The 15,349-nt window shown below is 52.2% G+C and carries 16 protein-coding genes, 1 tRNA gene and 2 pseudogenes; 5 read left to right on the plus strand and 14 right to left on the minus strand.

Annotation, left to right across the window (positions count from 1 at the left end; all coding sequences use genetic code 11):
* Window positions 1-94 precede the first annotated feature (94 nt).
* On the plus strand, window positions 95-811 hold the full coding sequence (locus G9Q73_RS00375; RefSeq protein WP_177417981.1) for an IS110 family transposase: 717 nt from the start codon (window positions 95-97) through the stop codon (window positions 809-811).
* A gap of 381 nt (window positions 812-1,192) precedes the next feature.
* On the opposite strand, the gene G9Q73_RS00380 is transcribed toward G9Q73_RS00375, so the two are convergent.
* The 3 genes from G9Q73_RS00380 to G9Q73_RS00390 form a co-directional block, all read right to left on the minus strand.
* On the minus strand, window positions 1,193-1,369 hold the full coding sequence (locus G9Q73_RS00380; protein WP_177417982.1) for a hypothetical protein: 177 nt from the start codon (window positions 1,367-1,369) through the stop codon (window positions 1,193-1,195).
* A gap of 73 nt (window positions 1,370-1,442) precedes the next feature.
* Window positions 1,443-1,751 carry an ATP-binding protein gene (locus G9Q73_RS00385; RefSeq protein ID WP_177417983.1) on the minus strand — a complete coding sequence of 103 codons (309 nt, stop codon included), beginning with the start codon at window positions 1,749-1,751 and terminating at the stop codon, window positions 1,443-1,445.
* Window positions 1,752-1,787: 36 nt separating this feature from the next.
* Window positions 1,788-1,994, minus strand: a complete 207-nt coding sequence (locus tag G9Q73_RS00390; protein WP_177417984.1) for a hypothetical protein — start codon at window positions 1,992-1,994, stop codon at window positions 1,788-1,790.
* A 241-nt stretch (window positions 1,995-2,235) separates the two neighbouring features.
* Between G9Q73_RS00390 and G9Q73_RS00395 the strand changes: the two genes are divergently transcribed.
* Window positions 2,236-3,189 carry an IS1595 family transposase gene (locus G9Q73_RS00395; protein WP_177417985.1) on the plus strand — a complete coding sequence of 318 codons (954 nt, stop codon included), beginning with the start codon at window positions 2,236-2,238 and terminating at the stop codon, window positions 3,187-3,189.
* On the plus strand, window positions 3,183-3,881 hold the full coding sequence (locus G9Q73_RS00400; protein ID WP_177417986.1) for a reverse transcriptase domain-containing protein: 699 nt from the start codon (window positions 3,183-3,185) through the stop codon (window positions 3,879-3,881). Before G9Q73_RS00395 ends, G9Q73_RS00400 begins: the two co-directional genes overlap by 7 nt.
* A 617-nt stretch (window positions 3,882-4,498) precedes the next feature.
* Here G9Q73_RS00400 and G9Q73_RS00405 read toward each other — a convergent pair.
* From G9Q73_RS00405 to G9Q73_RS00415, 3 genes and pseudogenes are all read right to left on the minus strand, one after another.
* Window positions 4,499-4,633: pseudogene (locus G9Q73_RS00405) on the minus strand (IS1595 family transposase); the annotation flags it as partial.
* Between the two features lie 102 nt (window positions 4,634-4,735).
* Window positions 4,736-5,452: an outer membrane protein gene (locus tag G9Q73_RS00410; protein WP_177417987.1), complete on the minus strand. Its 717-nt coding sequence runs from the start codon at window positions 5,450-5,452 to the stop codon at window positions 4,736-4,738.
* A gap of 421 nt (window positions 5,453-5,873) precedes the next feature.
* Window positions 5,874-5,950 (minus strand) — tRNA-Pro (locus G9Q73_RS00415).
* A gap of 565 nt (window positions 5,951-6,515) precedes the next feature.
* Here G9Q73_RS00415 and G9Q73_RS00420 point away from each other — a divergent pair.
* Window positions 6,516-7,277 (plus strand): hypothetical protein, encoded by a 762-nt coding sequence (locus G9Q73_RS00420; RefSeq protein ID WP_177417988.1) that lies wholly within the window; start codon window positions 6,516-6,518, stop codon window positions 7,275-7,277.
* A gap of 997 nt (window positions 7,278-8,274) precedes the next feature.
* Window positions 8,275-8,499, plus strand: coding sequence for a hypothetical protein (locus G9Q73_RS00425; RefSeq protein ID WP_177417989.1), 225 nt, complete (start codon window positions 8,275-8,277; stop codon window positions 8,497-8,499).
* Between the two features lie 792 nt (window positions 8,500-9,291).
* On the opposite strand, the gene ispB is transcribed toward G9Q73_RS00425, so the two are convergent.
* The 8 genes and pseudogenes from ispB to G9Q73_RS00465 all read right to left on the minus strand — a co-directional run bounded on the left by ispB (window position 9,292) and on the right by G9Q73_RS00465 (window position 15,330).
* The gene (gene ispB / locus G9Q73_RS00430) at window positions 9,292-10,260 is read right to left on the minus strand and encodes an octaprenyl diphosphate synthase (protein WP_177417990.1); all 969 of its coding nucleotides are present in this window, start codon (window positions 10,258-10,260) and stop codon (window positions 9,292-9,294) included.
* Between the two features lie 78 nt (window positions 10,261-10,338).
* A complete protein-coding gene (locus G9Q73_RS00435; protein ID WP_177421185.1) occupies window positions 10,339-10,449 on the minus strand; it encodes a zinc finger domain-containing protein in 111 nt (36 codons plus the stop codon).
* Window positions 10,450-10,523: 74 nt separating this feature from the next.
* A pseudogene (locus G9Q73_RS00440) lies at window positions 10,524-10,988 on the minus strand (polyprenyl synthetase family protein); the annotation flags it as partial.
* Between the two features lie 78 nt (window positions 10,989-11,066).
* Window positions 11,067-11,882: a bifunctional DNA-formamidopyrimidine glycosylase/DNA-(apurinic or apyrimidinic site) lyase gene (gene mutM / locus G9Q73_RS00445; protein WP_177417991.1), complete on the minus strand. Its 816-nt coding sequence runs from the start codon at window positions 11,880-11,882 to the stop codon at window positions 11,067-11,069.
* A 2-nt stretch (window positions 11,883-11,884) separates the two neighbouring features.
* Window positions 11,885-12,358, minus strand: coding sequence for a hypothetical protein (locus G9Q73_RS00450; protein ID WP_177417992.1), 474 nt, complete (start codon window positions 12,356-12,358; stop codon window positions 11,885-11,887).
* Window positions 12,358-13,683 carry a GldG family protein gene (locus G9Q73_RS00455; RefSeq protein ID WP_177417993.1) on the minus strand — a complete coding sequence of 442 codons (1,326 nt, stop codon included), beginning with the start codon at window positions 13,681-13,683 and terminating at the stop codon, window positions 12,358-12,360. The genes G9Q73_RS00450 and G9Q73_RS00455 overlap by 1 nt, the downstream gene beginning before the upstream one ends.
* A 4-nt stretch (window positions 13,684-13,687) precedes the next feature.
* Window positions 13,688-14,419, minus strand: coding sequence for an ABC transporter permease (locus tag G9Q73_RS00460; RefSeq protein WP_177417994.1), 732 nt, complete (start codon window positions 14,417-14,419; stop codon window positions 13,688-13,690).
* On the minus strand, window positions 14,416-15,330 hold the full coding sequence (locus G9Q73_RS00465; RefSeq protein WP_177417995.1) for an ABC transporter ATP-binding protein: 915 nt from the start codon (window positions 15,328-15,330) through the stop codon (window positions 14,416-14,418). The genes G9Q73_RS00460 and G9Q73_RS00465 overlap by 4 nt, the downstream gene beginning before the upstream one ends.
* Window positions 15,331-15,349 lie beyond the last annotated feature (19 nt).

Consider the following 15,349-nt stretch of genomic DNA (forward strand, 5'->3'; position numbering starts at 1 on the left):
AGCCGCTGCTCGTGCCAGACATTGAGCGTGTCGGGTCCGCTCACGTGGTTTCCTTACTGGTCTTGCCGGTACGGCGATCCGGCGTCACCCGCCCATGAGGCCGGATGATGACCTCCAGGCCCAAGGTGCGCAGTGCCTTCAGGACTTTGCCGATCTCGGGCTACACCAGTGCAGCAATATTGAAGTCGCTGTGGTCAACCCTCGTGCCATCAAGAACTTTGTCATGGCACAAATGCAACGGGGAAAAACCGATGCCCTGGATGCTGATGCTATGCTTGAATATACACTGAGAATGGATTTTAAAGCATGGCAACCACCTCGAGAAGAAGTGCTTGAATTACAACATATTACGCGTCGAATAGTACAACTCACGACGGAGTTAACTCGGGAAAGAAATCGACATATTGCCGCATCACGCCTGGGTATCATCGGGCGAGTGGTCGCCCATGATACTGATTTAAACATGCGTCATTTACAACGGCGTATCGACGCTATGGCGCAAGCAGCACTGGATATTGTGGTGCATGATGCTGAGCTTCAGCCTAAACTGGAGCAGCTCATTTCGATCACTGGTATTGCCGGGAAAACGGGTCCCAGGATACTCGCAGAATTGGCCGGATTGCCAACCAATATGACCGGATCACAATGGGTTGCTCATGCTGGACTGGACCCAAAACCCCATGAATCGGGTAAGACGACCCACAAACCCAGACGGATCAGTAAAGCGGGTGTTAGCGGCTACCTAAAACCGCGGATAAATGGCGAAGGGTGTTGCCGTACTGCGATCCTCGTTCTGGCCAAGTCGAGTTGATGTTAAGTGACACTACAATCCTGCTGCATGCCGTGATGGTCTTTCAGACGATTCCTACAGCAATAGCGGATTTTTCTGATTCATCATCCCAACGCCGGATAGTATATTAATTCCCAACAAGGACGGCCGATGAGAATCGGATGGGCGCAAGGATGTTCCCCCTTGTATCAAGGCTACACGCAGGGATGACGGGTAGCCAGACGCCAGGGAAGGTGTCGACATCTCGAAAGCCCACTCCATGGATTGGAGTGGGTTTTCTTCTTTCTGGATTCTCTGCCGGATTGTTATCGATATTCAGGCGACCATCCTTCAGGTAAAGCTGAGTTGAGCAGCTCGCCTGCTCAAACGAAACTTATGCCCTTGCGGTATAAGTAACGTCATTCAGAACACCATATCGTCGTTATCTTCCTCGAAGGCAGTGATCCTCTCCTCCTTCATCAGCTCAATCAGTTGCAGATCGTAGCGATGCCAGATGGCATCTCGGATTTCATCGATGAACGTGTAGATGGCCAGGGCTTCTCGCGGGGACCAGTCGTCCGGTATTCTGGGTGGTGTCATGATTTGGCTCCCTTGTTCGATGGCGCTGTGGTTTTCTGTCTTCGCTTTAGCGCTGTTGCCGCTCCTTCGCCTCTTAGAGACGGTAGGACTCCCCATCGATAATGAGGATCTCTGAGCGATGGATCAGCCGATCGACCAGAGAGACGCCACAGGAGGCGTTGGGAAAAACCTCATTCCACTCTGCGAAGGGGCGATTGGTGGTGACCAGGGTGGACTTCTCCTCATACCGCCGGGAGACAATCTCGAACAGCAGGTCGGCATGGCGGTTGGAGTAGGAGAGATAGCCCACTTCGTCGATCACGAGGAGTTGTGGCCTGGCATAGCTGGCCAAGCGGCGATTGAGTGCGCTGTCGCCATCCTGGGCAGCAAGATCATTGAGCATCTGCCCAAGTTGCAGGTTTAGGGTCCAGGTTTAGGGTCAGAGTAAAAACTCCATCTGATATTTGATGGTATTTTTACTCTGACCCCAATTTTCTCTAAATAGCGCTTGGTAATCCTGCACTGCCAATGTCATTTCATTGAAAAGGGGCTCGATGATTTCTTTAAACATCTTCTCCCTATTCTGTTGTCCCGTTTTTAAATACTCAATAATTCTATCAATTAGTTTTAATAAAATGCCTAACATAATATTGTGCTCCTCGGCTATTCTCACTAATGTACGATATTATGAGTGGAGAGTTTTTGACTGTTATTGTACGTACGGGGATAGGCGCGGTTTATTATTCCCGTCCATGATGAAAGCGTGCGCGGTCAGTAATAAACTGAGACTTCAATTAACCTGATTAGCACGAATGTTCAGCCAGGCTCACCGGATGAGCCACTGCCCCGCGCATACTAACGCCAGGATCAATCACGGGAGCACGATCATGGCGATGAACAAGGTTCAGTTTCAAGCGGGCATGAGCCTGTCTGAGTTTTTTGAGCAATTTGGGACGGAACAGCAGTGTGAACGCTCGCTGGAGCAAGCGCGCTGGCCTCATGGATTCGTTTGCCCCCAGTGTGGCGGCGCTCACGCCAGCCAGTTCTCCGTTGGAAGAACACGCTACTGGCAGTGTAGTGGTTGCCGTCACCAGACGAGCCTGCGTTCGGGGACGATCTTCCATAGCTCGAAATTGCCTCTGCGCAAATGGTTTCAGTCGATGTTCCTGATCAGCCAGTCCAAAAATCAAGTTTCTGCCTTAGAGCTAAAGCGGCAGTTGGGAGTGAGTTGGCCCACGGCATGGCGGGTCAAGCAGAAGCTGATGCAGGTAATGGTAGAGCGTGAAGCAGGAAGGATTCTGCAAGGTGATGTTGTGATCGACGATGCTTACCTGGGTGGTGAGCATCGCGGCAAAGCCGGGCGTGGCTCGGAGAATAAGGTGCCCTTTGTGGCGGCGGTGGAACTGAATGAGGAAGGGCATCCGATATTCGCGCGCTTTGACTTGGTGGACGGTTTTACCAAAGCCGCCATCAGTCGCTGGGCCAAGCAATTCTTGGCCTCTGACAGCCATGTGGCCAGTGATGGCCTGAACTGTTTCCCCGCAGTTACCCAGTCTGGGGCGGCTCATCTGCCCGAAGTGGTCGGCAGTGGCCGATGCAGTATCGATATGCCATGCTTTGCCTGGATTAACATTCTGCTGGGTAATCTCAAGACCTCGATAGCAGGCACCTATCACGCCTTCAAATTCAGAAAGTATGGGAGGCGTTATCTGGCTGAACGGCAATATTTATTCAACCGGCGGTTCGATATGAAGGCCATCCTGCCGCGCCTGCTGCACGCGGGGGTCGCTACCGGACCCCGAACTGAGGCGTGGCTTCGATCGGCTGAACATTCGTGCTAATCAGGAAACCATTTATCATTTCTAAGCATCGAGTGTACGAGGCCTACCGCCTCGTTAAAGCCAATGCAGGTTCTGCAGGGGTGGATAAGCAATCGATTGCAGCATTTGAAGAGGATCTGAAAGACAACTTGTACAAGCTCTGGAACCGGATGTCATCGGGAAGCTACATGCCCCCGCCTGTTCGGGCGGTGCCTATTCCGAAGAAGTCTGGTGGAGAGCGAATACTGGGTGTGCCAACGGTCAGTGACCGAATAGCCCAGATGGTGGTCAAGCTTGAATTCGAACCGAAAGTCGAACCCTACTTTTTGTCTGACTCTTACGGTTATAGGCCCGGTAAATCGGCGCTGGATGCTGTGGGAGTCACACGCAAACGGTGCTGGCGTTACGACTGGGTAGTTGAATTCGATATCAAAGGACTGTTTGACAATATACCGCACGACCTGTTGCTGAAAGCGGTGGAGAAACATACCGATTCGGTGTGGATCAGACTGTACATCAAGCGCTGGTTGACAGCGCCGATGCAACTGTCCGATGGCACGAAGCAGGCCAGGGACAAAGGTACACCACAGGGCGGGGTCATTAGCTCAATTTTGTCGAACCTTTATCTGCACTATGTGTTTGAACTTGAGCAGGCTGTTGTTACTGATCCAGTCACTGATGCCGATGTCACTCATGGCTATCAGTGGAGATAACACAACATGTAGTATTTGGTGGCGCTAACCGGCTACCCCCCCCCTTATCCGGAATTAGCAGAAGAAGTTAGAAAATATGAAGAAATTGCATATAGATGATATAACTGAAGAGATTTTATGAATGCATGGACTACAAAAGTATTGCCTGCACTAAAGACATGGCCTATTCAGGAGGAAGAAGTAAAGAAACTACTACAAACTGAAACTCCATGAGTTCTTTACATATCAAATGCAGCAGAATTCTTACAAGAAAAACACCCAGAACATTCTAGTGATATGGAATTACTTGTTACATTAGCAGGATGAGAAGCTGAATATAAGGTAAATGCTTGAGATGAATACTATTATGATACAGTTTCTAGTGTAATTATAAAAGAGTGAGATACATTAGCTGGTTTTGATGTAGATGATTTCAAAGAAGTTCTTCCTAAATTGTATAATGAATTATATAAAAGAAGGTTTCATCTTTTTGCACAATTAAATTGATATTTTGATGCAGTAGCTGAGACAGCTGCTACAAGAGCCAAGAGAGAATCAGAAGTAGCAGAGACAGAAAAAATGAAAGAACTAAGAAAAATGACTGATAGATTACTTAACTTGAACAATAGTGAACCTGATTAGCACGAATGTTCAGCCGATCGAAGCCACGCCTCAGTTCGGGGTCCGGTAGCGACCCCCGCATGCAGCAGGCGCGGCAGGATGGCCTTCATATCGAACCGCCGGTTGAATAAATATTGCCGTTCAGCCAGATAATGAACAATAGGGGACAGACCACGGTTTTTGTCCCCTATTAAATTCCGAACCGAGTTTGGGGTCAGAGTAAAAACGCTTATTTTTCCTGAACTCTGAAAACATTAGAATTTATAGGAAAGCGTAAAGTTGGCAGAGGAGCCGTGCGCACCCCTGTCATATCTACCTGGTGTGTCGTCATACCATGGGAGATTATAACTTTCCGGTTCTGCCTTAAAGTAGCTTAATTTGACACCCGCGATCCAATTGTCGGTTACCGCATAGTCAAGACCTAAGCCTACTTTCCATATAGTATGGACATTCGAGGTCTTTTGGGCGGCACCCGGACTATATGCATTTGCATAGTCGACGTTATTAATACGGTAGGACACCTCTGCTCTTCCGATGCCTGCCTCGACATAAGGCAACAGGCGATCATAGGCTATGCCGAGTTGGACAATGGCCAGGAAGACATTATCAACGTCGTACTCATAGGTCACAGGAGGTTGAAAGGCAGGGGCAGGATAAAATGTAATATCCTCTACTGTCCCGGTATCGGCAGCCAGTGGGACTTCAATTTGAGCACCGAGAACGAACTGCCGGGGAAGATTCCAACGATATCCCCCGAACAAACCAGAAGCCCAAACATCGTCTTCATCACTACTAAGGTGGCTGGTATCGCCTTGCGTATCCAGCTTACCCCAATTGTGCGACACAAAAACCCCGGCGTAGGGGCCACTCCAGTCGAATGTGGGCGTTTTAGACACAGACGCCTTATCATCGGCAATTGCCACACAAAAGGGGATAAAAACCATTACTACAGGTATAAAGAATCTCAACACCGTAATTTCCCTCATAGGGTACATAGGGTAAAAGGGGACAGATTTATTTTTAATGGGAAACAGATCTGGTAATCATCTAGCTGACTCCCGTTTCCTCTCTCCATTAAGTTCACGCGTAAAAAGTAAGGCAATTATTGGGCCGGAATGAGAATCTCGTTAGGAATCAGCTTCTTAGCTACAAAGGTATCCGGTCAGAAAATCTGAAATGTAATAAAATCCGACACAAATTTTATGGACAATGGGGTGCTGTATTGTTTTTGGTCTAACTTTAATTAGAAAAAACAATGAGTTATGAATTTGTTTCGCTATTAGGTGGCTGTAAAGAATTCCGACAAAAGTAGGGTGATAAAGAAATCCTCATATTCTCCGAACCGCCAAGCACAAAAAAGCCCTATAGCTCACAAGAGCTACAGGGCTTGATTGGTCGGTGTGAGAGGATTTGAACCTCCGACCCCTTCCTCCCGAAGGAAGTGCGCTACCAAGCTGCGCTACACACCGTAAACTTGTTTCGGCCAGGAATCCAGAGCCGCGACAGGGCGGGAATGATAATGGAATTCGGGGGGGGATTCAATTGGAGTGGCGCCTTCGTTGCGTATGGCTGCGGAGAAGTAAACCCAAAGAGAATATGTAGGATGTGGTGAGTGAAACGAACCGCATCAATCGTGACAGATGCGCTTCGTTGTGCCCAGCACATCCCACGTCAGGTTTCGTGTGATGAGACTAACTGGTTCGGGACACGTAATAATAGGGGACAGACCACGTTATTGAGGAATAGATCTGGAAAACCGTGGTCTGTCCCCTATTGTCTTAACTAACTTTATTAGACTCCAAATGACATGCGGACGTAGTGTAACGGTAGCACGCGGGCCTTCAGAGCCCGACATTCCGGTTGCCCCCGGGTAGTGCGGGTTCGAATCCCGTCGTCCGCTCCAGATTTCCCCCGGGGTCGGAGTCGAGAGCGAGCCTGTCATGTCGTGGTATAAAGCCGGTTCGGAGCGATGCCGGTGAGGTAGCTCCGGCCTTGATTCGACTCCGACCCCTCCTGAATTGATGGGAACAGACCATGGCGAAACAACTTCGGCAGATCATCTCTCCTCTCTCTGCCTATATCACCACCCGCTTTCAACGCGCCTTTCGCTGGTCTGGCACTAAAGACCATGAATTACCGCCTTTCCTGCAAATCGCCTTTCTGCGGGGAGAGGCTTTGTTGCGTGAGCGGTTCTTCAGCTATCTCGAAAGCCGTCACATGGACGATGCTGAAACCCAGCTCTTCTTCTGGCGACAACTGCGGGAGAATCCCGAACTGCTCACTGCTGTCTCACAACAGAGTGGCCTGCATGACGCTTTAAAGCGCCAGGCTGATGCCGGGTGGCTGGCGCAGACAGAGATAGAGACACAGCACTACACCGCCTACTGCTGCCTGTTGTGGGATCTGAAGATACAGAGAGAACAGCAACTGCTGGCAACTGCCACCGACAGGCTCTTTGCCCACTTCTCCAGCAGTCTGTTTCCCACTGAGCGCAAACAGAGTGACCCGGAACAGATCAAACGGGAGATTCGTAAAATATTGGCGCAGCAGTGGAACATGAGACCCGAGATCAAGGAGTCTTTTCAGACTAGCGACGATGTGGTCACCTTTACCTTGCTGGCAAAGCTGCCTGGGCACCATCCCCTTGAATTGACCGTCCTGCAGGGAAAACGACTGAAACCCACCCGTCTCAAAGCGTGTCAGGGTCTGCTGCGTGATCTCGAAGCGGGGCGATACAAACCCGAGATGCCGGAAAAACGCACCACGAAAAAGAGCAGCGTGCCTGAGCCATTTTAGGGTTCAGGGGTCGGAGTCAAACCGCCAAGGATCCAGGGGTCGGAGTCGAGAGCGATTCTGTCTGGGAGCGGCACAGTGTCAATTTAGAGCGAAGGCAGTGACGCCACTGCGTAGCCGAATCGACTCCGACCCCTAGCCCTCCCAATTCCTGCTACACTCGACCCATCGAATAACGGTTAGGAGTCCTGCCCAACAGGCAATAACGAAAGAACATCCACCCGGTTGTCGGTCTGCCCCCAGTCTTATCCACTGTAACTGGCAGGCCGGGAAAGGGTGTCGCAACAGACTGGATGGCAAGTGCTGTCCCTGTGCTTTGATGCAGAATGGAGACGAGACTCGGTGCCCGGCAACGGGGTGCACACCGTTAATTAAGCTCATTAGGCGTCAGATAGCGAAGATAACAGGGGTAGGCGGAAGGCGCAGTGGTTGTGGGCACACGATATCGGCTCTGGGGGTTTGGGGTGTTGTTTAAGGGGTGGGGTGGATTATGTATTGACGGGTGATTGTTGGGTTGGTGTTTTTCTTTATTTGATTGCCTGTAACCATGGCTGATTCTTCTGGTATTGCGCAGAGTGCGCAGATTTCCTTTATGAGTGAGCAGGGGTATGAGTATTCATTTGAAGAAACAAAATCACGTTTTACTTCCTTAGTTTGAAAACGGATGCCTAAATTTCGTGCTTTACCAGAAGATAGACAAGCATTACTTATACAGGATTTTTGATATGTTTTAAGTGTTTATGATCCAGATAAGTATGAAAAATGAAATTATAGGATTAAGTCAGTTGCAAAAAAACTATTATGATTATACAAATCACCAGAAGAAAAGATTTTTAAGGGCTTAGAGAAAAGCTTTTCAAGGCTTATAAAGGATATTTGAGAATGATCTCAATCAGCAAGATACCTTTTACTTAAATTAAATAAACTTGACTGATTTTATAAAATTATTGAAGCGAAAAATCAGGTGGTTATATTGGAATTAAGAAAGAAGATTTGAGAGTTGAATGATGAATTAGAATTAATTGATGCAAGAGGAAAGGTTTTAGCTAAGGAGTTGGAAGCTTTATATGGTGAAATTGAATTTATAAAAAAACAATCGGAGCAGGCAAGAGCAGAATCGGAGCAGGCAAGAGCAGAAATAGAATTCTACGTTTCGAGAATAGCGGAAATTAATGGACGTATGAAACAAATTAGAACCTGCTCAAGTTTTGGAGTTCAAAATTAACGATAAATATCGCGTAACCTGCTGAATATAAAAGGAAGTGGGCCTCACGCATGGTAAAATGTTTGTGTTCAAAGACAAACAATAAAACCACCCGGAGGCCCAATTGAAGAATGGCATAAACAGTGACAGCTTCGTTTTCACCCCTGGATCAGCAAGGTGTACTGATCTAAGGTACTACATTGACAATCTTTTTGCCGACACATGGAAAAAGCTGAAATTGAATTCTCTGATCAAAGGAGCAGGCTTCACCAAAAGGACTGGAATAGAAATAACAGAGGCGGTGTTTTGTTACTGCTTTGGAAATGGCTCAACATGACATCAATAGCCATGTTTTCCAAGAAGGCTTTGGGCACATTTTCGGAGGCCAGAAAGGATGTCATGTACGATTTATTGAAACGGGAAGAAATTAACTGGTTATGGCGCTGACAGCCAACAAGAAGCTGTCTATCAACAAGGCCGCTGACAGGAGTCGTTACATAATACGTAACTGAACGAAGCACAACAACGACCCTTCCTCCCTGAAGTGGAAGTGTGCCAAGCTGCCGCCGCGGCTACCGCAAACTTCGGCTGCCAGGAATCCAGAGCCGCGAGCAGGGCGGGAATGAGGAATTTAAATCTCTGGGATTCAATTGGAGTGGCGCCTTCAAGCTGCGTATGGCTGCGGAGAAGTGCAAACCCAAAGAGATGGCGCAAGTGTGTAGGGATGGTGAGGAAACCGAACCGCACTAATTCCGCGACAGGATGCGCTTCGTTGTGCTCAGCACATCCTACGTCAGGTTTCGTGTGATGAGACTAACTGGTTCGGGACACGGAAAAATCGGCCAGTGCGGCCAGGGCATCCCGGTAGGGTGAGGGTGGGATCGCCTCCAGCGCGGCTTTCGCTTTTTGTGCCTCTTGTCGTGCCATATTCTCCGTGTAAGCGATGGCATCGGTGGTTCTAATCGCCTCCATGACGAAGTCGATTTCGTCGAGGCCGCCTTTTTCGATGATCTCCTGCAATTTTTCCCGCTGGGTTTCGCTCCCAACTTTCATTGCCTGCAGCAGCGGCAGTGTCGGCTTGCCTTCGGCCAGATCATCGCCGATGTTTTTGCCGATATCTTCATTGGATGAGTTGTAGTCGAGAGAGTCATCCACCAGTTGGAAGGCAATTCCCAGGTGGAGACCGTAATCTGCCATCGCCTTTTCCCGTTCGGGGGCGGCGTTGGTGATGACACCGCCCAGTCGGGCGCCGGCCTCGAAAAGTGTCGCGGTCTTGCGCTTGATGACCTCCATGTAGTCGGCTTCGGTGGTCTCCGGGTTGTTGCAGTTGAGCAGCTGCAGCACCTCCCCCTCTGCGATGCGGTTGGTGGCGTGAGAGAGCACGTCCATCACCCGCATCTGTCCCACAGACACCATCATCTCGAATGAGCGTGAGTAGAGAAAGTCACCCACCAGCACACTGGCTTCATTGCCCCAGACAGCGTTTGCTGTCTCCTGATTGCGCCGCAGGTCGGAGCCGTCCACGACATCGTCGTGCAGCAGGGTGGCGGTGTGGATGAACTCGATGATCGCTGCCAGATCGATGTGGTCCTGACCATTGTAACCACAGGCCTGGGCGGCCAGGAGCACGATCTGCGGGCGCAGTCGTTTACCGCCACTGTTGACGATATAGGCGCCTATCTGGTTGATCAGTACAACGTCCGATTGCAGATTGCTCAGGATCGTCTGATTGACGGCCTGCATATCGTCGGCGATGAGTTCACTAATGGCCTTTAGATCCATCTGTCCGTTACAGTTATTCAAAAAATTCCCGCATGCTAGGAGGGGGGCGCTTTGGTGTCAAGGATAATAAGTCGTGGCCTATCTTTGACAGTGAGCGCAATAGTAACTCGATCGCTGTCCAATGGTGCGTTTTTTGATGGTGTTGCCGCAATTGGGGCAGTGTTCCCCCGTTTTGCCGTAGATCAGCAGCGCTTGAGCAAAATAGCCGGGCCGTCCATCCTCCTGCTGGAATTAAATTTACATTAATTTAACCTTAGCTGGTGGTTGTTGCAGTTGAGCAGCTGCAGCACCTCCCCCTCTGCGATGCGGTTGGTGGCGTGAGAGAGCACGTCCATCACCCGCATCTGCCCCACAGACACCATCATCTCGAATGAGCGTGAGTAGAGAAAGTCACCCACCAGCACACTGGCTTCATTGCCCCAGACAGCGTTTGCTGTCTCCTGGTTGCGCCGCAGGTCGGAGCCGTCCACGACATCGTCGTGCAGCAGGGTGGCGGTGTGGATGAACTCGATGATCGCCGCCAGATCGATGTGGTCCTGACCATTGTAACCACAGGCCTGGGCGGCCAGGAGCACGATCTGCGGGCGCAGTCGTTTACCGCCACTGTTGACGATATAAGCGCCTATCTGGTTGATCAGCACAACGTCCGATTGCAGATTGCTCAGGATCGTCTGATTGACGGCCTGCATATCGTCGGCGATGAGTTCACTAATGGCTTTTAGATCCATCTGTCCGTTACATTTATTCAAAAAATTCCCGCATGCTAGGAGGGGGGCGCTTTGGTGTCAAGGATAATAAGTCGTGGCCTATCTTTGGCAGTGAGCGCAATAGTAACTCGATCGCTGTCTAATGGTGCGTTTTTTGATGGTGTTGCCGCAATTGGGGCAGTGTTCCCCCGTTTTGCCGTAGATCAGCAGCGCTTGAGCAAAATAGCCGGGCCGTCCATCCTCCTGCTGGAAATCCCTCAAGGTGGTTCCCCCCGCTTTTATTGCCTCGCGGAGCACGGCGGTGATCTCTGCCGCCAGGCGATTATAGCGCTGCTGTGAGATGCGATTGGCGGGTCGGGCGGGGTGAATGCCGGCACGAAACAGTGATTCACTGGCGTAGATGTTACCCACCCCGACTACTACCTTGCTGTTCATGATGAGATTTTTCACCGCCACCCTGCGCCGACTGCCTTCCTGGTGGAGATGGATCCCGTCGAAGTCGGGTCCGAGGGGTTCAGGTCCCAATTCTCTGAGCAGGACGTGGTCGGTTGCGGGGGCCGAGGTCCAAAGCACCGCGCCGAAGCGGCGGGGATCACGCAGGCGCAGGATGCGGTCGTTGTTGAAGGTGATCTCGAAGTGGTCGTGGGTCTGCGGGGGTGTGCCCCGCTCCAGCACCTGCAGGCTGCCGGACATGCCGAGATGCAGGATCAGGGTGCCCTGGTCGAACTGCAGCAGGAGATATTTTGCCCGCCGCTCGACCCGTTGCAGGCGCTGTCCCGGCAGATCGTGGGGCAGGGTGGCGGGGATCGGCCAGCGCAATTTCGCCTGGCGGATGACCACCTGTTCCACTACAGCGTCCTTGATGCGGGGTGCTATACCGCGGCAGGTGGTTTCGACTTCGGGCAACTCGGGCATAACTACTTCTTCTGCCAGGCCGTTTCCGGGGCAGTGAGATGGTGTTGGAAGCCATCGCCGATGCGATGGATCAGATTGTTGATCTGGACATAGCGCAGGTTGTCGATCGGGTCGTTGTTGCCGAATGCCAGTTCCAGGCCATCGAGTTGCAGACGAATGGCGGATGGTTGCAGACCGAAAGCTTCCAGTTGATGTTCAGGGGCGGGAAAACGATCAAAACTTGGAGTGCGGCTGATCTCCAGCAGTTGCCTGATGCGATCACCGTCGGCAGGCGTTTGCCCTATCCTCCAGATGCCGCCGTTTTTGTGCAGTCGGATAGCCCGTCCGCTGTTGTCCGAGATCCTGATGCTTTTGATATTACCGGGGTCGAGATCGGTCAGGGGTGGCAGGGGTGTGGGCTGCAGCCACCAGGCAAGTGCGGCCAACAGACATAGCAGCGCAAAGAGCAGCAGATTGATCCAGGTGCGACGACTCATCAGGCCCGTTTCCGACTCCAATGAATCAAGCCGCCGGTCGCCAGCAACAGCAGCGGCAGCAGGAACAAAAAGCCGAGACCGATGATGCCCTGCGCGAGGGGGGAGAGCAGCAGTGTCAAGTCGGTTGCCTGATGACTCTGTATGTTCAGGCCCTCTTCAGCGGTCAGCCAGTTGATCAATGCAATCCCCAGATCCTGGTTGCCGACATTGCCCAGATAGGCGTTGGAGAGGAAATCGCCGTCGCCCACCACAAAAACCCTTTGAGTGCCGCCGTTCTTCTCCCGGCTCATGGCGTAACCGATAGTCAGAGGTCCTGGTGCTTCACCGGCGTCCGGGTTTCTCTTGATCTCTCCCTCTATGGTGCCAGTCTCGTTCCATGAGTTTTGCAACGTCTGTAACAGCGGCACGGCATGCCAGGGAGACGAAGCGCTACTCTGCAGCGCCAATGCCTGGGGGTAGAGAGTGATGAGATTGAAGTTCCGGGTTACCGGATGTGGTGGATAACGGGATACCAGTGCGATGGAGGGGTCCTCGATGCCAAGTTCCCGTACGTTGGCGTCCACCAGGATGCCTGGCAGGGTTTCCAACCCCAGTGAAGCGAGCAGCGGACTCAAGGCGGTATCCTGCCCGGGGTCGAGAAGCAGCAGGAGATTGCCACCCTGTTCCAGGTATGACTGCAGTCGTGACAACTCGGCCGGCAGCAGGGCCTTCTGGGGTGATGCAACGATAAGCAGGCTGGTGTTGAGCGGGATATCCGGGGTGTCCACCAGGTTCAGGCTGATGGTTTTGAGACCCTTCTGCTGCAGAGCTGAGCCGAAAAGGCCCAAGTCGTGGTTGGCTTCTCCCAGCAGGCTGCGTTCGCCGTGGCCCTCAAGGCCAGCCAGCCAGCGGCTCTCGGTCCGCAGCAACCGATGGATGGCATTGGTCAGGGTGGTTTCGTCGAGCCGCTGGAGACGCTCCTGGCGGCCCCGATAATCGATCAGGAGTTCGCCGGATAGGGTGATGCCCTGACGGCGTGCCGCACCGGGATGCTGGATCGGATCGATAAATTTTAGCTTAAGGTCGGGTTTGAAACGGTGGTAGCGTTCGATGAACGATTCGACCTTTTCCCGCAAGGCCGTCTGTTTTGCGGCGTAGACCGTGATGGTGATGGGACCATCAGCCTGCGCCAGGGTCTCGATGCTCGTCTTGCTGAGGGTATTGCTGCCGTTGCGGGTCCAGTCCCATTGTAGCTCGAAACGGCTGCTTATCCAGGCGGCGAGCAGCAGCACTGCCAGTAGTTGCAGATAAAAAAGCGTGTTTTGAAAATGCGTCGGTATCTTCATCTGTTTACTGACTGCGTCGATGGTTAAGCCGGTGAAGGGTCAGGGCGATGAAGAAAAGGGTCAGCAACAGGAAGTAGGCAATGTCACTGCTTTTTACCAGTCCAAGTTGTAGATTGAGCAGATGGCCAGGCCAGCCGAACCAGCGCAGGATGCCGCTGGTTTCGCTGGCAAAGTTCTGCCCCAGGATGGAGAGTAGCAACAGCAAACCGTAACTGCCTGCCGCAGCGATGGCCGGCGATTCGCTCAGGGAGGAGAGGTAGAGTCCGATGGCGCTGAAACAGAGGGTCAGCAGGAAGAGTCCTAAGGTGGCGGCAGCCAGCAGTCCAAGATCGAGGTTTACGCCGATCAGCAGGGAGAGGGAGAGTATCAGTGGTAGTAACAGGATCATGCCCAAAAACAGTATCTGCCCCAGATATTTTCCGAAAACGATTGTCGTCAGGGAGAGCGGGGCACTGCTCAGCAGGGTGAAGTTGCTCTGGTGAGCGGTGTCACTGAACTGCCGCATGGCAAGTATCGGGGTGGTGAAGAGGATCAGCACCGCCGCAAAACCGTAGAGCTGCAGGGTGAGAAAATGGGTCAGTCCGAGGGTGCGTCCCTCCGGTTTGAGACCGGTGAAATCCTCCAGGATCTGCAGAAACTGCCAGCTCAACAGGAAGAGGGTGATGGCAAGCAGCGCCCAGGCCAGTGGAGTGCGCATCAGACGCCGCCACTCCATGAATGCCAGGGTTCGGATCACGCGCTTGGACCCCCGCTGGTCAGCTCCAAAAAGATCTGTTCCAGACTCAGAACCTCCGGCGTCATCGACTTTAGCCCCCATCCCTGTTCAACCACAGCGGCGGCCAGTTGCGAGGCTTTGGCGCCGGGAGCGAGGGTGATATGAGAGTAGTCTGTGTGCAGGTTTGTGGCAGATGCCACCATCGGCAGGGAATTGAAAATCGCGGCATCTGGGGTATGTTCGAATTCCAGTTTCAGGGTCGGGGTGGTGGGTGGTGAGATTTCACCGCTGTAGACGAGCTTTCCTTGGTGCAGGATCAAAATTCGGTTACAGACCGCCTGCACCTCCGGCAGGATGTGGCTGGACAGGATGACACCCCGTTCCCTGGCCAGCGCCTGGATCAGATCACGCACCTCGCGGATCTGCCCCGGGTCGAGACCGTCGGTGGGTTCGTCCAGGATCACAACTGCAGGGTCGTGGATGATGGCTTGCGCGATCCCCACCCGTTGCCGAAAACCTTTGGAGAGATTGCGGATCAGGCGGTGCCCCACCTGTTCCAGACCGCACTGCTGCTTGACTCGCTTCAGCGCGTCGGGAATCTCAATTTTTGGCATTCGATGGAGTCTGGCGCAGTCACCGAGAAATTCATCGACCCGCTGTTCCAGCAGCAGCGGCGGCTGTTCGGGCAGGTAACCGAGACACCGTTTGGCCTGCACCGGTTGCTGTTGCAGATCAATACCGCAGAGTTGGATGTTTCCCTCATCGGGCGCGAGTTCGCCACTGAGCAGACGCAGGGTGGTGGATTTGCCTGCGCCGTTGGGGCCGAGCAGACCCAACACATCGCCCCGATTGAGGGTCAGGTCGAGATGATCGAGGACGTAGCGGCCATTATAGGAACGGGTGAGATTATTGGTGACGGCAAGCGCATCCATGGCCGCAAGATACAGGATA

This window comes from endosymbiont of Lamellibrachia barhami, from assembly GCF_011947365.2.
Taxonomy (GTDB): Bacteria; Pseudomonadota; Gammaproteobacteria; order Chromatiales; family Chromatiaceae; genus QGON01.

Bases quoted from the DNA above. Each gene is read 5' to 3' on its own strand.
- G9Q73_RS00375 (WP_177417981.1), top strand. From the start codon at position 95: ATGAGGCCGGATGATGACCTCCAGGCCCAAGGTGCGCAGTGCCTTCAG.
- G9Q73_RS00380 (WP_177417982.1), bottom strand. From the start codon at position 1,369: ATGACACCACCCAGAATACCGGACGACTGGTCCCCGCGAGAAGCCCTG.
- G9Q73_RS00385 (WP_177417983.1), bottom strand. From the start codon at position 1,751: ATGCTCAATGATCTTGCTGCCCAGGATGGCGACAGCGCACTCAATCGC.
- G9Q73_RS00390 (WP_177417984.1), bottom strand. From the start codon at position 1,994: ATGTTAGGCATTTTATTAAAACTAATTGATAGAATTATTGAGTATTTA.
- G9Q73_RS00395 (WP_177417985.1), top strand. From the start codon at position 2,236: ATGGCGATGAACAAGGTTCAGTTTCAAGCGGGCATGAGCCTGTCTGAG.
- G9Q73_RS00420 (WP_177417988.1), top strand. From the start codon at position 6,516: ATGGCGAAACAACTTCGGCAGATCATCTCTCCTCTCTCTGCCTATATC.
- ispB (WP_177417990.1), bottom strand. From the start codon at position 10,260: ATGGATCTAAAGGCCATTAGTGAACTCATCGCCGACGATATGCAGGCC.
- mutM (WP_177417991.1), bottom strand. From the start codon at position 11,882: ATGCCCGAGTTGCCCGAAGTCGAAACCACCTGCCGCGGTATAGCACCC.
- G9Q73_RS00450 (WP_177417992.1), bottom strand. From the start codon at position 12,358: ATGAGTCGTCGCACCTGGATCAATCTGCTGCTCTTTGCGCTGCTATGT.
- G9Q73_RS00455 (WP_177417993.1), bottom strand. From the start codon at position 13,683: ATGAAGATACCGACGCATTTTCAAAACACGCTTTTTTATCTGCAACTA.
- G9Q73_RS00465 (WP_177417995.1), bottom strand. From the start codon at position 15,330: ATGGATGCGCTTGCCGTCACCAATAATCTCACCCGTTCCTATAATGGC.